The sequence below is a fragment of the Streptomyces sp. NPDC048277 genome (assembly GCF_040652235.1).
In the GTDB taxonomy this organism is placed as follows: domain Bacteria; phylum Actinomycetota; class Actinomycetes; order Streptomycetales; family Streptomycetaceae; genus Streptomyces.
Window position 1 is genome coordinate 1 of record NZ_JBEZLQ010000003.1, and the last position, 14,840, is coordinate 14,840.

The window sequence follows — 14,840 nt, forward strand, 5'->3', positions numbered from 1 at the left end:
GTCTCCAGGGCAGGGCGGACAAGCAATCTGCAGGCGTACGACGGCGCATTTACTGTGCCCCCGGCGCACGGCGAAGCCGCGCTGGATTGCTGTCGCTGATTTGGAGGTGCGTGACGATCACGAGCAGGTGGGCATCACCTACCCTCACCGCCCAACTCACGGCCATCGCCCTGTTCCTGGGCGGACGTCCCGGAGCCAGTCTGTGCGGACGTATGGCCGTCGACACCGGCAAGGACACTCTGCGCGGCCCTACCGCACCGGGACGATCCCGGCGGATGCTCCGCTGCCCCATCTGACCGTCCGTCGGGTCACCGACTGGATCACGCGCCGGCCCGAACACCTCACCGACACCGAGCGCAAGGATTCAGGCAGGGGACACAGCCACGTCGCCGCCCGTTCTGCCCCGCAGGTGAGTTCGCCAGTCGGCGAGGCGGTGTCGCTGCGGCGAAGCTCACGGCCGTTCGGGGCCGGAGCGGTTGGCCGGGGTCGGCACGGAGTGGACGAGCGGTTCGCGGTCAGCGCCGGCCGACCAGATCGCGTCCAGTCGCGCCATCACCTCATTCCGCACTCTCCTCCAGCAGACGCCTCAACTCCCTTTCGTCCTGGCCTGTGAGTCCCTCCACAAATCGAGCGAGCACCAGACTGCGGTCGCCGTCCTGGTCGAGTTCGCGGTGCATGCGGCGGGCGGTCAAGCCGTGGGCGTCCTCCACCGGGAAGTAGGCGAAACCCCGGGGTGCGGGGCTGCGGTCTATGACGCCCTTGTCGAAGAGCCGGCCGAGCAGCGTGGCAACCGTCGTGCGGGCCAGTGACTGTGACAGGGCCGCTCTCACCTGCGCCGCCGTCTGCGGTTTCCCCGCAGCCCACAGCGCCGCCAGAACGCTGGCCTCCAGCTCCCCTGCAGGCCGACGTTCACCCTCTTTGTCCGGCATGACCCTCCCTGCGCTCCGTTGGACCGTTCAACCCCCGCGACCATTATCGAGGGCAGGGAACTCGGGCCCGACGGCCCGGGTCAGCGGGCGGTCGCCTCCCACTCAGCCGATCACCACGATCCCAGCCGCGGCGGACCTCGGCCCTTTCGTCACTCGCCGCTCCTCGCGCGAACAATCCCACTTCGATGCACTTCGGCCACCAGTTGGGCGCGACTCCTGACATTGAGCTTCGCCATGGCGCGATTGATGTGCGTTTTGACGGTGAAGTGCGAGACGATCAGCCGACCGGATATTTCCTTGTTGTCCAGCCCGAGAGCCGCGAGGGAGACGACTTCACGCTCCCTGGGCGTGAGTTCGCTCCACGACCGCTCGATGTCGTCGCCGGGGCCGGCCAACGCGAACGGAAACATTTTGTCAAGGACGCATCGTGTCGCGGCAGGCGAGAGGTGCGCCTCACCACGCGCTACCGCTCTTATCGCCTCGACAAGGGCTTCCGGCTGCGCTTCCTTTTCCAGGAACCCGCGCACTCCGGAATTGAGGGCACCGAGCACCGACTCGTCTTCGGCGGAGTCCGCCAGCATCACCGCGTGCGCGTCGGGCAACTCACCGCTTCCCACTATCTGGCGAGCGACCTCGATTCCGTCCATCCCCTCACTGTGGGCATAAATGAGGACGACATCCGGATGCAGATCATGGGCCAGCCGGACACCCTCCACACCGCTCTCCACCGCGGCGACGATCTGGATGTCCGGTGCGCTTTCGATGAGTTGGCCAATACGAGAGTGTACGGAGGTCGGTCCGCCGGCCAGCAGTACACGCAACACCATTTACTTCCTCACCGAAAAATCAAGCATAAGCGCTCAGTTCGGCCGCGTCCAACTCCGACCGGCAACGCCGGAGTGCTACCGACCGGCCCGGCGGCCGGCCGAGCGCATGTACCGTGGTCTGCGGAGATGACAGACCGAGGGTTGCATTCGGTACGACCGTCCTCGGGAAAGACCAGCGAAACCGTCTACATAGCTGTAAACGGTCTACAACACTGTAGTCGACAACTGGGGTGAGTGCATAGGTGGCTGCCGGTGAAAGCCCGACTTCCAGCCTCACGGACCGAGGACGGGTACGAGATCCCGCTCGGCCAGGAGAATGCGCGGAGCCTGTGTGTCTCCCGGCTCCTCTCCAGGACCCCTGTTGCTGACTCCACTGTTTCTGGTACCGCTTGTGCTGCCGTTCTTGCTGGGCCTCGTGACGCATCGCGTTCTGGGGTGGGTACGGCCCACGGCCGCTTTGTGGACGCTCACGGTGAGCGCGGCAATCCTTGCCGCGGCTTGTGTCGTCTCCCTCGGCGCTCTGGTCCTGACCGGTCTCTACCTCGTACCGTCATTTGCCCACCTCAATCACTTTGTCCGTCATCTCTGCACGCCTTCGGCACACCTCATGGCCGGGATGGCCGTCCTGGCGGCCGGCTCACTCGCCTTGGGCGGTCTGCGCTTCGGGTATTCCGCGGTGCGACACAGTCGAACGCTGAGAGCGACACAGCGAAAGGTCGCCCGACTTCCCATGGTGGGCGACCTCTGTGTCATCGATTCGCCACGGCCCGACGCGTACGCGCTGCCGGGGCGCACCGACCGCATCGTCGTGACCGCGGGAATGCTGCGGAGTTTGCGGGCTGCCGAACGGGAGGCTCTCTTCGCCCATGAACGGGCGCACAATTCCGGACGGCATCACCACTTTCTGGCCATCGCCGAGATCTCGGCGCATTGCCACCCGGCACTCCGCAGTGTGCGGGCCGGGATCCGTCTGGCCGCGGAACTCGCGGCCGACGAGGCAGCGGCCCGCGCGGTCGGGGACCGCAAGCTGGTCGCCGTCGCCGTGGCCCGAGCCGCTCTGGCCAGCCATGACGCGGGGCCGACGACGCGCCCCCATCTGGCGCTCGGCGGCGCGACCGGCCCCGTCTCGCACCGTGTGGCCAGACTCCTGACGCCGGCGGCGCCGCCTTCCACCGGGGCATTCCGGGGACTTGCGGCCGTCATGGCCCTCGTCGTTCTGCTGTCCGTGGGAGCGACGGTGGTGGGCGTGCTCCATCTGCGGCATGAAGTGGGCGAGGCGCAGGGAGTCGTACCCCGCTGACCGCTGCCCGAGACGAAGGGCGGCGATCAGGTGGCTGCGAGGCTGGCGGACAGCAGCTCCCGCGTCGCCGTGTGCTGCGGAGCGGCGAAGACATCCGCGGTGTTGCCGGATTCCACGACGCGACCGGACGCGAGGACCGTGATCGTGTCGGTGCGCTCCCGGACCAGTGTGAGGTCATGGCTGATGACGACGAGTGTCAGGGAACGGTCCTGCCGCAGCCGGTGGAGGAGGTCCATGACAGCGGCTCCCGTGGCCGGGTCGAGTGCGGAGGTGATCTCGTCGCAGATGAGGATGTCCGGCTCGGCCGCCAACGCCCGTGCGATCGCCACCCGTTGACGCTGTCCGCCGGAAAGCTCATGGGGGTAGCGGCTCGCGAAGGACCGGGGAAGCCCGACGAGTTCCAGCAGATCCTGCACCGAGCCGGCCACTGCGCCGGAAGACGCTCTCCCGTGGATGCGCAGGGGCCTGGCCACCGTCGAGCCGACGGTACGGCTGGGGTTGAGCGCACCGAGTGGGTCCTGGGTGATCAACTGGATCCGGCGTCGCTGTTCCCGGCTGCGGCGTCGGACCGTGGCCCGAAGGTCCGCGCCGTCGAACCGTATGGTTCCGGACCGGGGCTTCCGCAGGCCCACGAGTGCGCGGGCGAGCGTGGTCTTGCCGGAACCCGAGGCGCCGATGACCGCCGCGGCAGCGCCCTCGGCCACGGCGAACCGGACATCCGTCAGCCCTGGCTGACCTGCTCCTCGGCCGGGGAACACCACGCTGAGATCCCTGACCTCGAGAACGGGACGAGCGGAGGCGGCCGTGTGGGGCGGTCGAACCGGAGTGACGGAAGTGACGGATCGGTCGCCCGCAGGGCGCGGCGTTCTCGGGGGGCGGACTCCGACGGCCGTCAGGTCCACGGCGTCGTCCGCCAACCGCGCGATGACGTCCCGGTCGTGGGAGGACAAGCCCAGGGCGAGCCGACGACCGAGGGCCAGGGTACGGAGCAGTTCGGTGATCTCGTCGCGGAGCACCGGGTCGAGTCCGGCTGTGGGCTCGTCCAGCAGGAGAAGCCGAGGCCGCTTCGAGAGGGCACGGGCGAGCGCGACCCGGCGCAGTTGGCCGCCGGAGAGCTGGCCCGGCCGACGGGCCGCGAAGTCACGGTCCGAGGGCAGGCGGACGGCGTCCAGGAGCTCGACGACAGCGTCGGGGGACGCGTCCGCGCTCAGCTCGGACAGGAGCGTGCGGATCCGCAGCCGCGGGTTCAACGACGAGGCGGGATCCTGGCCGACGTAGGCGATCCCGTCTCTGCGGATCTCACGGCGCTCGGTGTCATCGACCGCGAACATGTCGTGGCCCAGCACATGGACCGTGCCGCCGGAGCGGACCGTGCCGTGCGGCAGGTGGCCGAGGAAGGCACGTAGCAACGTCGTCTTCCCTGTTCCCGAGGGGCCCGTGACGGCGACGACGCGCCCTGGCCGCAGGCTGAGTGAGGTCGCTTCGAGCAGTTTTCGGCCGTCCGCCGCCACGACACCGAAGCCGAGCGCCGCGGCGACGGTGTCCTCGCTGTCCGCGTCCGTGTTCCGGGGTGGGTGACTCACAGCAGTGTTGCCGCCTTTCGGCCTGTCTGCGGGGCCAGGGCGGCCGCCGCGAGGTTGACGCTCAGTGCCAGCAGGGCGACGGCCGCGCTCGGGGCCATCACGGCCCAGGGGTTGAGGAGGATGCCCGAGGAGTTCTCCCGGATCATCAACGCCCAGTCGGCGGTGGGTGGTTGGGGCCCCACCTGGAGGAATCCGGCCATGGAGACGACGTAGACGGCTTCGACGAAGCGCAGGCCCAGGAGTGCGAGCAGGGTGGCCCGCAGGTTGGGCAGCACTTCGCGGACCACGAGGAACCAGAGTCGTTCGCCACCGGCGGCGGCCGCCTCGACGTAGCCGGACGCTGCCACGGGCGCCGCCGCGTTGGCGGTGAGCCGGACAGCGTAGGGGAATCCCAGGACGATGGCGGCAACGGCTACGGCCAGTCGCCCGCCGCCGGGCCAGGAGAGGGCGACCAGCATGACGCCGAGGACGGCGGGCAGCAGGATCAGCATGTCGGCGGCGCGTTCGACGATGCGGCCGACGGTCGGCCGCAGGGCGCCGACGGTGCCGACCACGGCGGCCGACGCCGTCACCACCACGGCGATGAGCAGTGCGGACACCACGAGTGAACGCCCGCCCGCCAGGAGTCTGCTGAGCACATCGCGCCCGAGTTGATCGCCGCCGAGAGGGACACCGTGGCCGGGTCCGGCAAAGGGCATGGTGATGGGCTCGTCGACGGCGTGCGGGGTCAGCCAGGGGCCGGCCAGCGCCAGGAGTACGAGCAGAACGGCCGGCGCCACCCGGAGCAGGACCGCGCGGTTCGAGGCCCTCATCGGCGGCCTGCCGTCAGCTGGTCGCGGACGAGATCGGCGGCCAGCAGGACAACGGTGATCGCCGCGCCGGCCAGTGCCGTCACTCCGGCGATCACCGGGGCGTCGCGGTCGGCGACCGCGGAGGACAGGACGGCTCCGATTCCCGGGTAGTTGAAGATGGTCTCCACGGCGACCGCTCCTCCCAGAAGCACTCCCGATGACGTGGCGAGTCCGGTGGCGATGGTGGGCAGGGCTCCGGGCAGGATGTGGCGCAGCAGCACGCGGCGCGGGGCGAGTCCGTCGAGGACGGCGGCTTCGACGTAGGGGGCGCGGGCCTCGTCGGCGAGCGCGGCACGGGCGATACGGGTGTTCCAGCCGGTCTGTGGGACGGTCAGGGCCAGGGCGGGCAGGATCAGCATGGTCCATGAGGCGGGGGTGCCGTCGCTGCCGGTGAGGGTGACGGCGGGCAGCCAGCCGGCCCACAGGGACAGCACCAGGACGAGGCCGACGGCGACCACGAACTCCGGGACGGCGAAGACCGCGGTCGAGACACCGGTGACGATCCGGTCGAGACGTCCTTCGGGCCGCAGCGCCGCCCAGGACGCGAACGTCACCGACAGCAGGGCGGTGAGGAGCAGTGCGGTGCCGCTGAGCACCAACGTATTGGGGAACGCGGTGGTCAGCAGGCCGGTGACCGGTTCGCCATGGGCGGAGGTGCCGAGGTCGCCGGTGGGCAGGCCGGACATCCAGTCCCAGAAGCGTTCCAGGACCGGTCTGTCGAGGCCGAGTTCATGGCGCCGCCGGGCCAGGTCCGCGGCGCTCTCGCCGCGTTCCGAGGTCGCGCTCGCCGCGTCGCCGGGCAGCAGCTCCACGCCGACGAAGACCGTGGCGAGGAGCGCCGCGAGCAGCAGCGCTCTTCTGGCCACGACGAGGCCGACGCGGGCCGCAACGGCCCACGCCCACCTGCTCCTTGGCACCACGCCGGGAGGCGCGCCGGTTTCCGTGCTCAACTGGACAGCCATGCCTTCTCGAGCTGGACACGCCCGTAGCCGGGCAGGGTGGGAAGCCCGTGCACCTTGGCCGCGGCAAGGTCCACACCGTCGGCCATACCCCACAGGAGATAGCCGGAGCTGTCGTACTCGATCTGCTGCATCTGCTTGAGCAGGGCCGTGCGTTCGGTGGCGTCGGCGGTTCCGATGGCCTTCTCGTAGGCCGCGTCGAAGGCGCTGTTCTTCCAGCCGGCCTCGTTCTGGCCGCTGTCGGAGACCATGGTCTTGCTGGCGAAGAAGACCACCGAGTCGTTGGTGCCCCAGTAGGTGGTGTAGAGGTCGCCCTTGAGCCAGGTCTTGTCCCAGAAGACCGCGGACTCCTGCTTGACGACCTTCACCTTGACGCCGGCCTCGCGGACCTGGGTGGCGAAGAGGGTGGCCGACTCGGCGAGCCCGGAGATGTCCTCGGTGGTGAGGATCTCGTAGGTCTTGGAAGTGTCGAACCCGGCTTCCTTGAGCAGTTGCCTGGCCTGGGCGAGGTCCCGGGTGCGCTGCGGGATGCTCTTGGCGTAGGCGGGGTCGCCGGTGCCGAGGATGTCGTTGGCGACGCTCCCGTAGCCGGACAGCACCTGTTCGACCATGGCCTTGCGGTCGACGGCCAGGCGCAGGGCCTCCCGCACCTTGGGGTCGGCGAAGGGACCGTCCGTCGTGCGCATCACTATGGGCATCGCCATGTCGTTGGGGCGCCGGATCTTCTGGATGTCGCTGCGCGACCCGGCCGTGCGGGCCGCGACGGCGCCGGCGTTGGAGGCGAGGTCGATCTGGTCGGCCAGCAGGGCGTTGGCCATGGCCTGGGGGCTCTCGAAGATCTTCACCTCGATGGCGTCGAGGTACACGTCACCGCCGTACCAGTCGTCGTTGCGGACGAGGCGGGCGTTGCCGCCGCGGAACCAGTCGAGCTTGAACGGACCGGTGCCGGGCGCCTTGGCGATGTCCTTGTCGGTGGTGCCGTCGGGGATGACGAAGGTGGTCAGGCGGGTGAGCAGGGGCAGTTCGGCGTTGGCGTAGTCGGAGACGAGAATGACCGTGTCGTCGCCGTCGGCCGTGATGTTCTTGGCCTGGATGCCGGGCAGCCGGGAGGCACCGGCGGGAGTGGCACGCAGCCGCTTGAGGGAGAAGACGACGTCGGCCGCGGTGACGGGCGAGCCGTCGTGGAACGCGGCGCCCTTGGCGAGGGTGAACCGCCAGGTCTTCAGGTCGTCGGACGCCTTCCAGCTCGCGGCGAGCCGGGGCATGGTGTTGGGCTTGCTGCCGGGTACGGCGAGCGTGTCGTATACGAGGCTGATGATCAGGTAGTCGCTCTCGTTGGCCTGGGTGCCGTGCGGATCGCGGGTGATGGCGCTCGCGTGGCCAAGGGCGCCCACCCGCAGCGTGCCGCCCTTGACGGGCTTCGCGGTCGCACCACGGGACACCCCGGTCGACTCGCCGTCACCGCCGCCGCTGCATGCCGCCAGCAGGGCCGTTGCGCCCACGGCGCCACCGGCCCAGAGCAGTTGGCGTCTCGTCAGATCCACGTTCGTCCTCGACTTTCAGAAACAGCGAACGAATTACTTAGGTTTGCCTATCCTAAAAATCGACCGCGAGGCAATACTCCAAGTGGAGTACAGCGCACTCCGCGTGAACACCCTAACTTAGGTATGACTTACCTGAGCCGAGCCGGCCCGGCGCGTCACTGGAACGCAACACGTGGACCTCTCGTCCCGCCGCAGACGATCCACTGTCAACGCCCTGTTGCCCGGCCTTCCCCCGATCACCTCGTCGCGCACCCGCACGCGCAACCCCAAGAACGGATGGTCGACCATGCCCACGGCAGTCGCTCCCGTGCGCCAGCTGCATCCGCACGCCGTACATGAACTGACCGAGGCGGCCCAGAACCTTCTCTCCTCAGCCGGCCCCGTCGAGGACGACGGCCTCGACTGGTCGCGCCTCATCGCCCAAGTCCCCCGCACAGCGGCGTCGTTGAGCGCCGACGTCCACCACGTCTGCCGCCCCGTGGACAGTGCGACCGGCCTGTTCGTCGTACGCGGCATCCCCGTCGACGACAAGGCCATCGGCCCGACACCACGCCACTGGTCCAGCGCCGGACGGGCCGGGGCACTGTACGACGTCGTCCTCCTGCTGCTGTCCACCGTGATGGGCACGCCGATCGCCTGGGAGGGCCAGCAGGACGGCCGGTTCGTGCACAACATCGTCCCCTCCCCCGGACACGAGGACGAACAGACCGGCGCCAGCAGCAGCGTGCTGCTCAGCCCGCACACCGAGGACGCCTTCCACCCCGGCCGCGCCCATCTGCTGGTCCTCGGCTGCCTGCGCAACCACGACGCGGTGGCCACCACCGCCGCCTCCGTACGGGAGGTCCGACTCGACGCGGCCGACATCGCGATGCTGAGCGAGCCGGTCCTGCCGATACTCCCCGACGACGCCTACACCGAGGCTCAGACCTACGCCGGCACCGCGCCCGCCGTACCCACCCTCTGGGACGCACCGGACGGGCTGACACTGCGCTTCGACCCCGCCTACACCCCCCTCGACCGGGGGTCCGCGGAACATCGTGCGGCCTATGACCGGCTGTCGGAAGAGCTCAGCAGGGTCTCCATGGCGGTGAGTCTGGAGCCCGGCGACGTCCTCGTGGTCGACAACGACCTGGTCGTCCACGGCCGGGTGCCTTTCCGGGCCCGCTACGACGGCACCGACCGCTGGCTCAAGCGCGCCTCGGTGCGCATCCCGCACCGCCGCACCCGGCCGGCCGCCGAACAGGACGAACACGGTTACGGCCAGGTCGCGCTGGAGGCGTACGCATGACCCGCACTCAGGCAGACCCCGTCCGCAGCCAAGTCGAGAGGGATTCCGTGGGACACGACGACAGGACTCTGCGCATCCTCAGCACCAGCGACGTGGCCGGCATCGACATCACCCTCACCGACGTGGTGTCCGTGGTGGAGCAGGCGTACCGCACCCTGGCAGAGGGCCGTTCCGACAACCCGCGCAAGCTGACCGTCAAGCCGGACGACGGCCACTCGGTCGCCTACGCCATGCTCGGCCGCGACGGCGAACGCAAGGTGGTCGCCGTCAAGACGTCGTACAAGTACGGCCTGCACGAGGACCGCGACCGGCAGCACTACTACACGACGCTGACGCTGTACGACGACGAGACCGGTCTGCCCGTCGCGATGCTGGACTGCGGACGGGTGGGCGCCCTGCGCACCCCGGCCGTCTCCGCACTGCTCGCCCGGGAACTGGCCGCCCCGGGGAGTCGCAGCGTGCTCGTCATCGGCACCGGTACGCAGGGCCGGCTGGCCCTTCCGTTTCTGCTGACCACCCTGCCGGATCTCAAGAGGCTGATGCTCTTCGGCACCCATCCGGACGGCATCGGCGCCGTCCAGGAGGAGTTGGAACGGTACTTCCCCGGACGGGAACTGGAGGTCGTGTCCGATCTGCGGGCGGCCGCCGAGGAGGCGGACATCGTGCTCGCGACCGCGGGCCCGAACACTCCGGCCCGCGTGGAGGCGGACTGGCTGAAGCCCTCCGCCCTGTGCGTCCTGGTCGGCTACGGCATCGCGCCCTCGACCCTCCATCGGGCCCGGCGTGTCATCGCCACCAGCGCCGCGCAGATGCAGGTCACCGGCATCGACATGGCCGACCGTGAGGGACGGCTGCCAGAAGTGGACGCGGAGTTTCCCGACGTCCTGGCCGGGCGGGCGTCCGGGCGCACCGACGCGGGGCAGAGCATCTTCGCCTACAACAGCGGTCTGGTCGTCACCGACATCGCGCTCGGTCACCGGTTCGCCCAACTCGCCCTGGCACAGGAGCTGGGGACGGCGGTGCCGCTGTGGAAGTGACGGCACGGCTGCCCGCACACGCCGACCCCGAGACACGTGGTCTGCTGGCCGACCCCTTGCTGCGGGAACTGTCCCACGGCCTCGGCGGCCCCTATCACGTACTCCTGCCGACCGCCTTCGACGCCAACGCGGCCGCGTTCAACGCGGTGTTCGACGAGTCGGGCGTGGACGGCCGGGTGTATTACGCGAAAAAGGCCAACAAGGCCGCCGTGTTCGCGGAACGAGCCGCGGTGGCCGGACTGGGCGTGGACGTGGCGAGCCGGGGCGAGCTGCGCGAGGCGCTCGCGGCCGGGGTCCGAGGCGACGAACTGGTGGTCACCGGTCCGGCGAAGGCGGACGAATTCCTGCGGGTGGCCGTGCTGCAGGGCGCGCTGATCGCCGTGGACGCGCTGGACGAACTGGCCCGGCTGGATGCGGTGGCCGGTGAACTCGGCCGCACGGCACGGGCGTTGCTGCGGGTGCTTCCGGCGGAGCAACCGCACAGCCGGTTCGGACTCCATGAGAGTGAGCTCACCGTCGCGCTGGCCCGGATCGCCGGCTCGGCAGTGTCCTTGGAGGGCTTCAGCTTCCATCTGTCCGGCTACGACGTCCGCCAACGCGCCGACCTGGCGGGAGTGCTGGTGGACCTTTGCGGCCGGGCGCGGGAACTCGGGCTGCCCGCCGACAGCATCAGCATCGGCGGCGGCTTCGCGGTGGACTACGTCGACGGTGCGGACTGGCGGGAGTTCGGGGAGAGCAACCGGGCCGAACACTTCCACGCCGGGAAGCGCTTCGGCGGCGGCTTCTATCCGTACCACTCCCCTGTCGCGGGCGCCGACGCCCTGCGCGCGGTCCTCGCCTGTGTGCCCGCCGGCGGGAGCGTCTCGTTGGCCGAGGTGTTGAGGACGGCGAACATGCGGCTGCTGGTCGAGCCCGGCCGGGCACTGCTCGACCAGGCCGGGTTCACGGTCTTCCGTGTGCAAGGCGTCAAGGAACGTGACGGCTACGCGATCCTGACCGTGGACGGCAGCAGTCTGAGCCTGTCCGAGCAGTGGTTCGACAGCGAGTTCCTGCCCGACCCGGTGCTCGTCCCCGCCCGCCCGGAGGACGGCCCCCACCCGGCCTGCGTAGGAGCCGCGACCTGCCTGGAGTCGGACCTGCTGACCTGGCGCAAGATCCCCTTTCCGGCGCCACCGGCCGTGGGCGACCTGCTCGTGTACCTCAACACCGCCGGCTACCAGATGGACTCCAACGAGTCACCGTTCCACGAACTGCCGCTGCCGCCCAAGGTCGTCGTCGAGCGGACGTCGGACCGCTTCCGCTGGCACCTCGACCGCCACCCCGCCTGACCACGTCTGGAGCCCCCCATGCACGACTCCCTGCACCGGCCGCCCGTCGTCCGGCAGGTCTCCGAACTCATCGGTGCGACCCCGCTGTTCGAACTGTGCCGCACCCCGACCGGCAGCCGACTGCTGCTGAAGCTGGAGCAGTTCAACCCGACCGGTACGGCGAAGATACGCATGGCTCGGCAGATGGTCGTCGACGCCGAGGAGCGCGGACTGCTCCGCCCGGGCGGCCGCATCATCGAGTCGACCTCCGGAAACACCGGACTGGGTCTGGCCGTCGTCGCCGCCGAACGCGGATACACCTTCACCGCCGTCGTCGACCACCACGCGGCCGCCGACAAACTCCGCGCGATGAAGGCCCTCGGTGCCGAACTCGTCTACGTCGCGCAGGAGGGCGACGAGGAGCTGGCAACGGCCGCCCGGGAGGAACTCGCCGAGAAGATGGCCGCCGACTCGGACAACGCCTACTTCACGGAGCAGCACAACAACCCTGCGAACGGCGTCGGTTACCACCCCGTGGCCCTGGAGATCGACGCGGCGCTGGACGGCAGGGTCGACGAGCTGATCGGCGCCGTCGGCACCGGCGGCGGCCTGTTCGGGACCGGGAAGGTGCTGCGTGAGACCGTGCCCGGAGTACGGATCGTCGGTGTCGAGCCGAAGGGGTCCATCGCCTTCGGACCACCGGCGCACGACTACTACCAGTCCGGCACCGGCACCCCCGAGGGGGCCGGCATCGGCGCCATGGTCGATTACGGCCTCCTCGACGAGGGCGTCAAGGTCGGCGACGTCGAGGCCTTCGTCACCGCGAGGGTGGTGGCCCGCAGGGTCGGGCTGCTCATCGGCGGCTCGGCCGGCGGGGTGGTGTACGAAGCGCTGCGTCGTCTCGCCTCGCAGCCACCGGCGACCACTGCCGTCGCCCTGGTGAACGACGGCGGGGAAAAGTACATGGACACTGTCTTCGACGACGACTGGATGACCGCACGCGATCTGCTCGACCCCCAAGTGGAGCGCGAGGTCGACGAGTTGCTGTGCAGCCTCCGCCCGACCGCTTCCCCGATCCCGCAGGAACACATCTGATGCCGCCCGCCCTGACCCTGACCCGACTCCGCGCCGATTCCCGAGCCCTGGCCACGCTCGCCGTGCCCCTCGTCCTCACCCAGCTCGCCCAGGTCGCGCTGACCACCACCGACACCGTGATGATGGGCTTGATCGGCACCGAGGCCCTCGCGGCCGGCGGCCTGGCCATGGTCGTCTTCAACCAGCTGCGCACGATGGGCGTCGGCATGGTCACCGCCGTCGGCAACCAGGTGGCCGCCGCGGACGCCCGAGCCGAGCCGGGCGAGGCCGCAGGAGAGGACGTCCGCGATCTGGTCCGCGCCGCCCTGCTGCTGGCCACGCTCGCGGGCGTGGCGGGCGCCGTCCTGATGGTGCTGATCGGGCACGCGTTGGTCTGGCTGGGCCAGGACCCGGACGTCGTCCACGTGGCACAGCCGATGCTCTACACGATGGCGCCCGGCCTGCTGCCCTGTCTGTGGTTCCAGGCGATCCGCCAGTTCACCGTCGGCATGCGCCGGCCACAGGCCCTGCTGCGCATCACACTCGCCTCCATCGCCGTCAACGCGGGCCTCAACTGGCTTCTCATCCACGGCACCTGGATCCTCCCGAAGATGGGCCTGCCCGGCATCGGGCTGGCCACCACCTCCGTGTACGCGCTGTCCTTCCTGGCGCTCTACGCCTCCGCCCGCCGCGATCCCCGGCTGGCACCGCTGCTTTCCCTGAGCGTCTGGAAGACCCGGCCCGCGACCCTGCGCCGACTGACCGGACTCGGCGCGCCGATCGCCGCGACCTACGGCTCCGAGGCCGGCTTCTTCTCCGTCGTGGCACTGCTGGTCGGCAGCTTCGGCACGGCAGCGCTGGCCGCGCACACCGCCGTCAACCAGCTCGTGTACATCGTCTTCCAGATCGCGGTCGGCCTCTCGCACGCGGCCTCCATCGGGGTCAGCCGCGAACTGGCCCTCGGCAACACGGCCGCCGCGCAGCGGCTGAAAACCACAGCGTTGGCCTGTGCGGCCGGAGTCATGGCCGTCGTGGCTGTCGTCTACGTGACCATCCCTCGTATCGTCCTCGCGCCCTTCTTCGACACCCACGACAACCGGGCGATGGACACCGCTGTGAAACTCCTCCTGGTGGCCGCGGTCCTCCAGTTCTTCGACTGCACGCAGAACATCGGAGTGGGTCTGCTGCGCGGACTCGACGACACCAAGGGCGGCTTCCAGGTCACCCTCATCGGCTACTGGCTCATCGGCCTCCCCGCCGCCGCGCTGCTCGGCTTCGCGGTCGGCCTCGACACCCTCGGCATCTGGCTCGGCCTGCTCACCGGCCTGGCGGCCACCGCCGTACTGCTGCTGCGCCGGTTCGGGCGGCTCGTGACCGGGCTGTCGGCAAAGGCGACGGCCACGACCTCGGTGAGCATGCAGTCGTAGGCCGCTGCGGCAACTTCGTCGGCCGTCCGCCTCCGCCCATCACCCGTGCTGCTCACGGGTCGTACAGTGTGCTCGTCCGGTCCGGCCTGCGCGGCCACCTCCTTGCGCGGCCCATGCGGGTGCGCTCTCAGGCGAGCGGGTTGCCCACGTCCATCTCGTCGGTCATGGCGCTCACCGCCGTCCCGCGCGGAATGGGTCGGGGATGTCGCCCGGGAGGATGCCGTGGACGATCGCAGCGACCTCACGCGGGCCGTCGACTGCTGCCCTACGAGTCCCCGTCGAACGCATCGGCCACGACCGCGCCCTCACGCACGAAGACGGGAATGCGTTCCATCGGAGGCGCCGCTTCCACTTCGCTGCCGCCTTCGTGGACGGTGCCGGTCGCCGGTTCGAGCCAGCGGGTTCCGGCCGGCGGGTACACGCGCCGCGCTCGGGCCCCGGCTTCGGTGACCGGTGCGGTGAGGATCGGGCCGAAGGTGCCGTACTGGAACCAGCGGATCAGCACCTCCCGGTACGCGGGGTCATCCGGATCGCCGCCCTGGAAGCCCCCGATGTCGGTGTGCCGCGGACCCGCACCGCGTGCGGGCCCCACGGTTCGATGTGCGGCACCTCGTGCGGGGAGCGCAGTTCCAGGGCTCTGGCGGACACGGTCACCATCTCACCGCGCTCGGCCTGTTGCGCCGTAGGCAGCGGGTGCACGCTCTGGATGGTCGA

General features: G+C 69.9%; 13 protein-coding genes and 1 pseudogene. 6 read left to right on the forward strand and 8 right to left on the reverse strand.

The annotated features are described in order from the left end of the window. Positions 1–557: 557 nt before the first annotated feature. Both AB0D85_RS07825 and AB0D85_RS07830 read right to left on the reverse strand, forming a co-directional pair. Positions 558–929, reverse strand: coding sequence for a BlaI/MecI/CopY family transcriptional regulator (locus tag AB0D85_RS07825; RefSeq protein WP_362315271.1), 372 nt, complete (start codon positions 927–929; stop codon positions 558–560). Between the two features lie 149 nt (positions 930–1,078). Further along, positions 1,079–1,756, reverse strand: coding sequence for a response regulator transcription factor (locus AB0D85_RS07830; RefSeq protein ID WP_362315274.1), 678 nt, complete (start codon positions 1,754–1,756; stop codon positions 1,079–1,081). 361 nt (positions 1,757–2,117) lie between these two features. Here AB0D85_RS07830 and AB0D85_RS07835 point away from each other — a divergent pair, with 361 nt between their 5' ends. Then, the gene (locus AB0D85_RS07835) at positions 2,118–3,056 is read left to right on the forward strand and encodes a M48 family metalloprotease (RefSeq protein WP_362315277.1); all 939 of its coding nucleotides are present in this window, start codon (positions 2,118–2,120) and stop codon (positions 3,054–3,056) included. A 26-nt stretch (positions 3,057–3,082) separates the two neighbouring features. On the opposite strand, the gene AB0D85_RS07840 is transcribed toward AB0D85_RS07835, so the two are convergent. From AB0D85_RS07840 to AB0D85_RS07855, 4 genes are all read right to left on the reverse strand, one after another. Beyond that, positions 3,083–4,639, reverse strand: a complete 1,557-nt coding sequence (locus AB0D85_RS07840) for an ATP-binding cassette domain-containing protein (protein ID WP_362315280.1) — start codon at positions 4,637–4,639, stop codon at positions 3,083–3,085. Next, positions 4,636–5,451 (reverse strand): ABC transporter permease subunit, encoded by an 816-nt coding sequence (locus AB0D85_RS07845; RefSeq protein ID WP_362315282.1) that lies wholly within the window; start codon positions 5,449–5,451, stop codon positions 4,636–4,638. Before AB0D85_RS07845 ends, AB0D85_RS07840 begins: the two co-directional genes overlap by 4 nt. Beyond that, on the reverse strand, positions 5,448–6,356 hold the full coding sequence (locus AB0D85_RS07850; protein ID WP_362315285.1) for an ABC transporter permease: 909 nt from the start codon (positions 6,354–6,356) through the stop codon (positions 5,448–5,450). Before AB0D85_RS07850 ends, AB0D85_RS07845 begins: the two co-directional genes overlap by 4 nt. Before the next feature lie 80 nt (positions 6,357–6,436). After that, positions 6,437–7,993 carry an ABC transporter substrate-binding protein gene (locus tag AB0D85_RS07855; RefSeq protein ID WP_362315288.1) on the reverse strand — a complete coding sequence of 519 codons (1,557 nt, stop codon included), beginning with the start codon at positions 7,991–7,993 and terminating at the stop codon, positions 6,437–6,439. Between the two features lie 286 nt (positions 7,994–8,279). On the opposite strand from AB0D85_RS07855, the gene AB0D85_RS07860 reads away from it, so the two are divergent. Genes AB0D85_RS07860 through AB0D85_RS07880 form a run of 5 tightly spaced genes read left to right on the forward strand, consistent with a single transcriptional unit; the run spans position 8,280 to position 14,126 of the window. Beyond that, positions 8,280–9,281, forward strand: coding sequence for a TauD/TfdA family dioxygenase (locus AB0D85_RS07860; protein WP_362315291.1), 1,002 nt, complete (start codon positions 8,280–8,282; stop codon positions 9,279–9,281). Continuing rightward, entirely contained in the window at positions 9,278–10,318 is a 1,041-nt protein-coding gene (locus tag AB0D85_RS07865) for an ornithine cyclodeaminase family protein (RefSeq protein WP_362315294.1), read from the forward strand. Before AB0D85_RS07860 ends, AB0D85_RS07865 begins: the two co-directional genes overlap by 4 nt. Next, on the forward strand, positions 10,315–11,646 hold the full coding sequence (locus AB0D85_RS07870) for an alanine racemase (RefSeq protein ID WP_362316578.1): 1,332 nt from the start codon (positions 10,315–10,317) through the stop codon (positions 11,644–11,646). The genes AB0D85_RS07865 and AB0D85_RS07870 overlap by 4 nt, the downstream gene beginning before the upstream one ends. An 18-nt stretch (positions 11,647–11,664) precedes the next feature. After that, on the forward strand, positions 11,665–12,720 hold the full coding sequence (locus tag AB0D85_RS07875) for a cysteine synthase family protein (RefSeq protein WP_362315297.1): 1,056 nt from the start codon (positions 11,665–11,667) through the stop codon (positions 12,718–12,720). Then, positions 12,720–14,126 carry an MATE family efflux transporter gene (locus AB0D85_RS07880; protein WP_362315300.1) on the forward strand — a complete coding sequence of 469 codons (1,407 nt, stop codon included), beginning with the start codon at positions 12,720–12,722 and terminating at the stop codon, positions 14,124–14,126. The genes AB0D85_RS07875 and AB0D85_RS07880 overlap by 1 nt, the downstream gene beginning before the upstream one ends. A gap of 265 nt (positions 14,127–14,391) precedes the next feature. On the opposite strand, the pseudogene AB0D85_RS07885 reads toward AB0D85_RS07880, so the two are convergent. Both AB0D85_RS07885 and AB0D85_RS07890 read right to left on the reverse strand, forming a co-directional pair. Then, positions 14,392–14,688: pseudogene (locus tag AB0D85_RS07885) on the reverse strand (TIM-barrel domain-containing protein); the annotation flags it as partial. Further along, positions 14,625–14,825 carry a hypothetical protein gene (locus tag AB0D85_RS07890; RefSeq protein WP_362316633.1) on the reverse strand — a complete coding sequence of 67 codons (201 nt, stop codon included), beginning with the start codon at positions 14,823–14,825 and terminating at the stop codon, positions 14,625–14,627. The gene AB0D85_RS07890 and the pseudogene AB0D85_RS07885, both read right to left, overlap by 64 nt. Between the last annotated feature and the right edge of the window lie 15 nt (positions 14,826–14,840).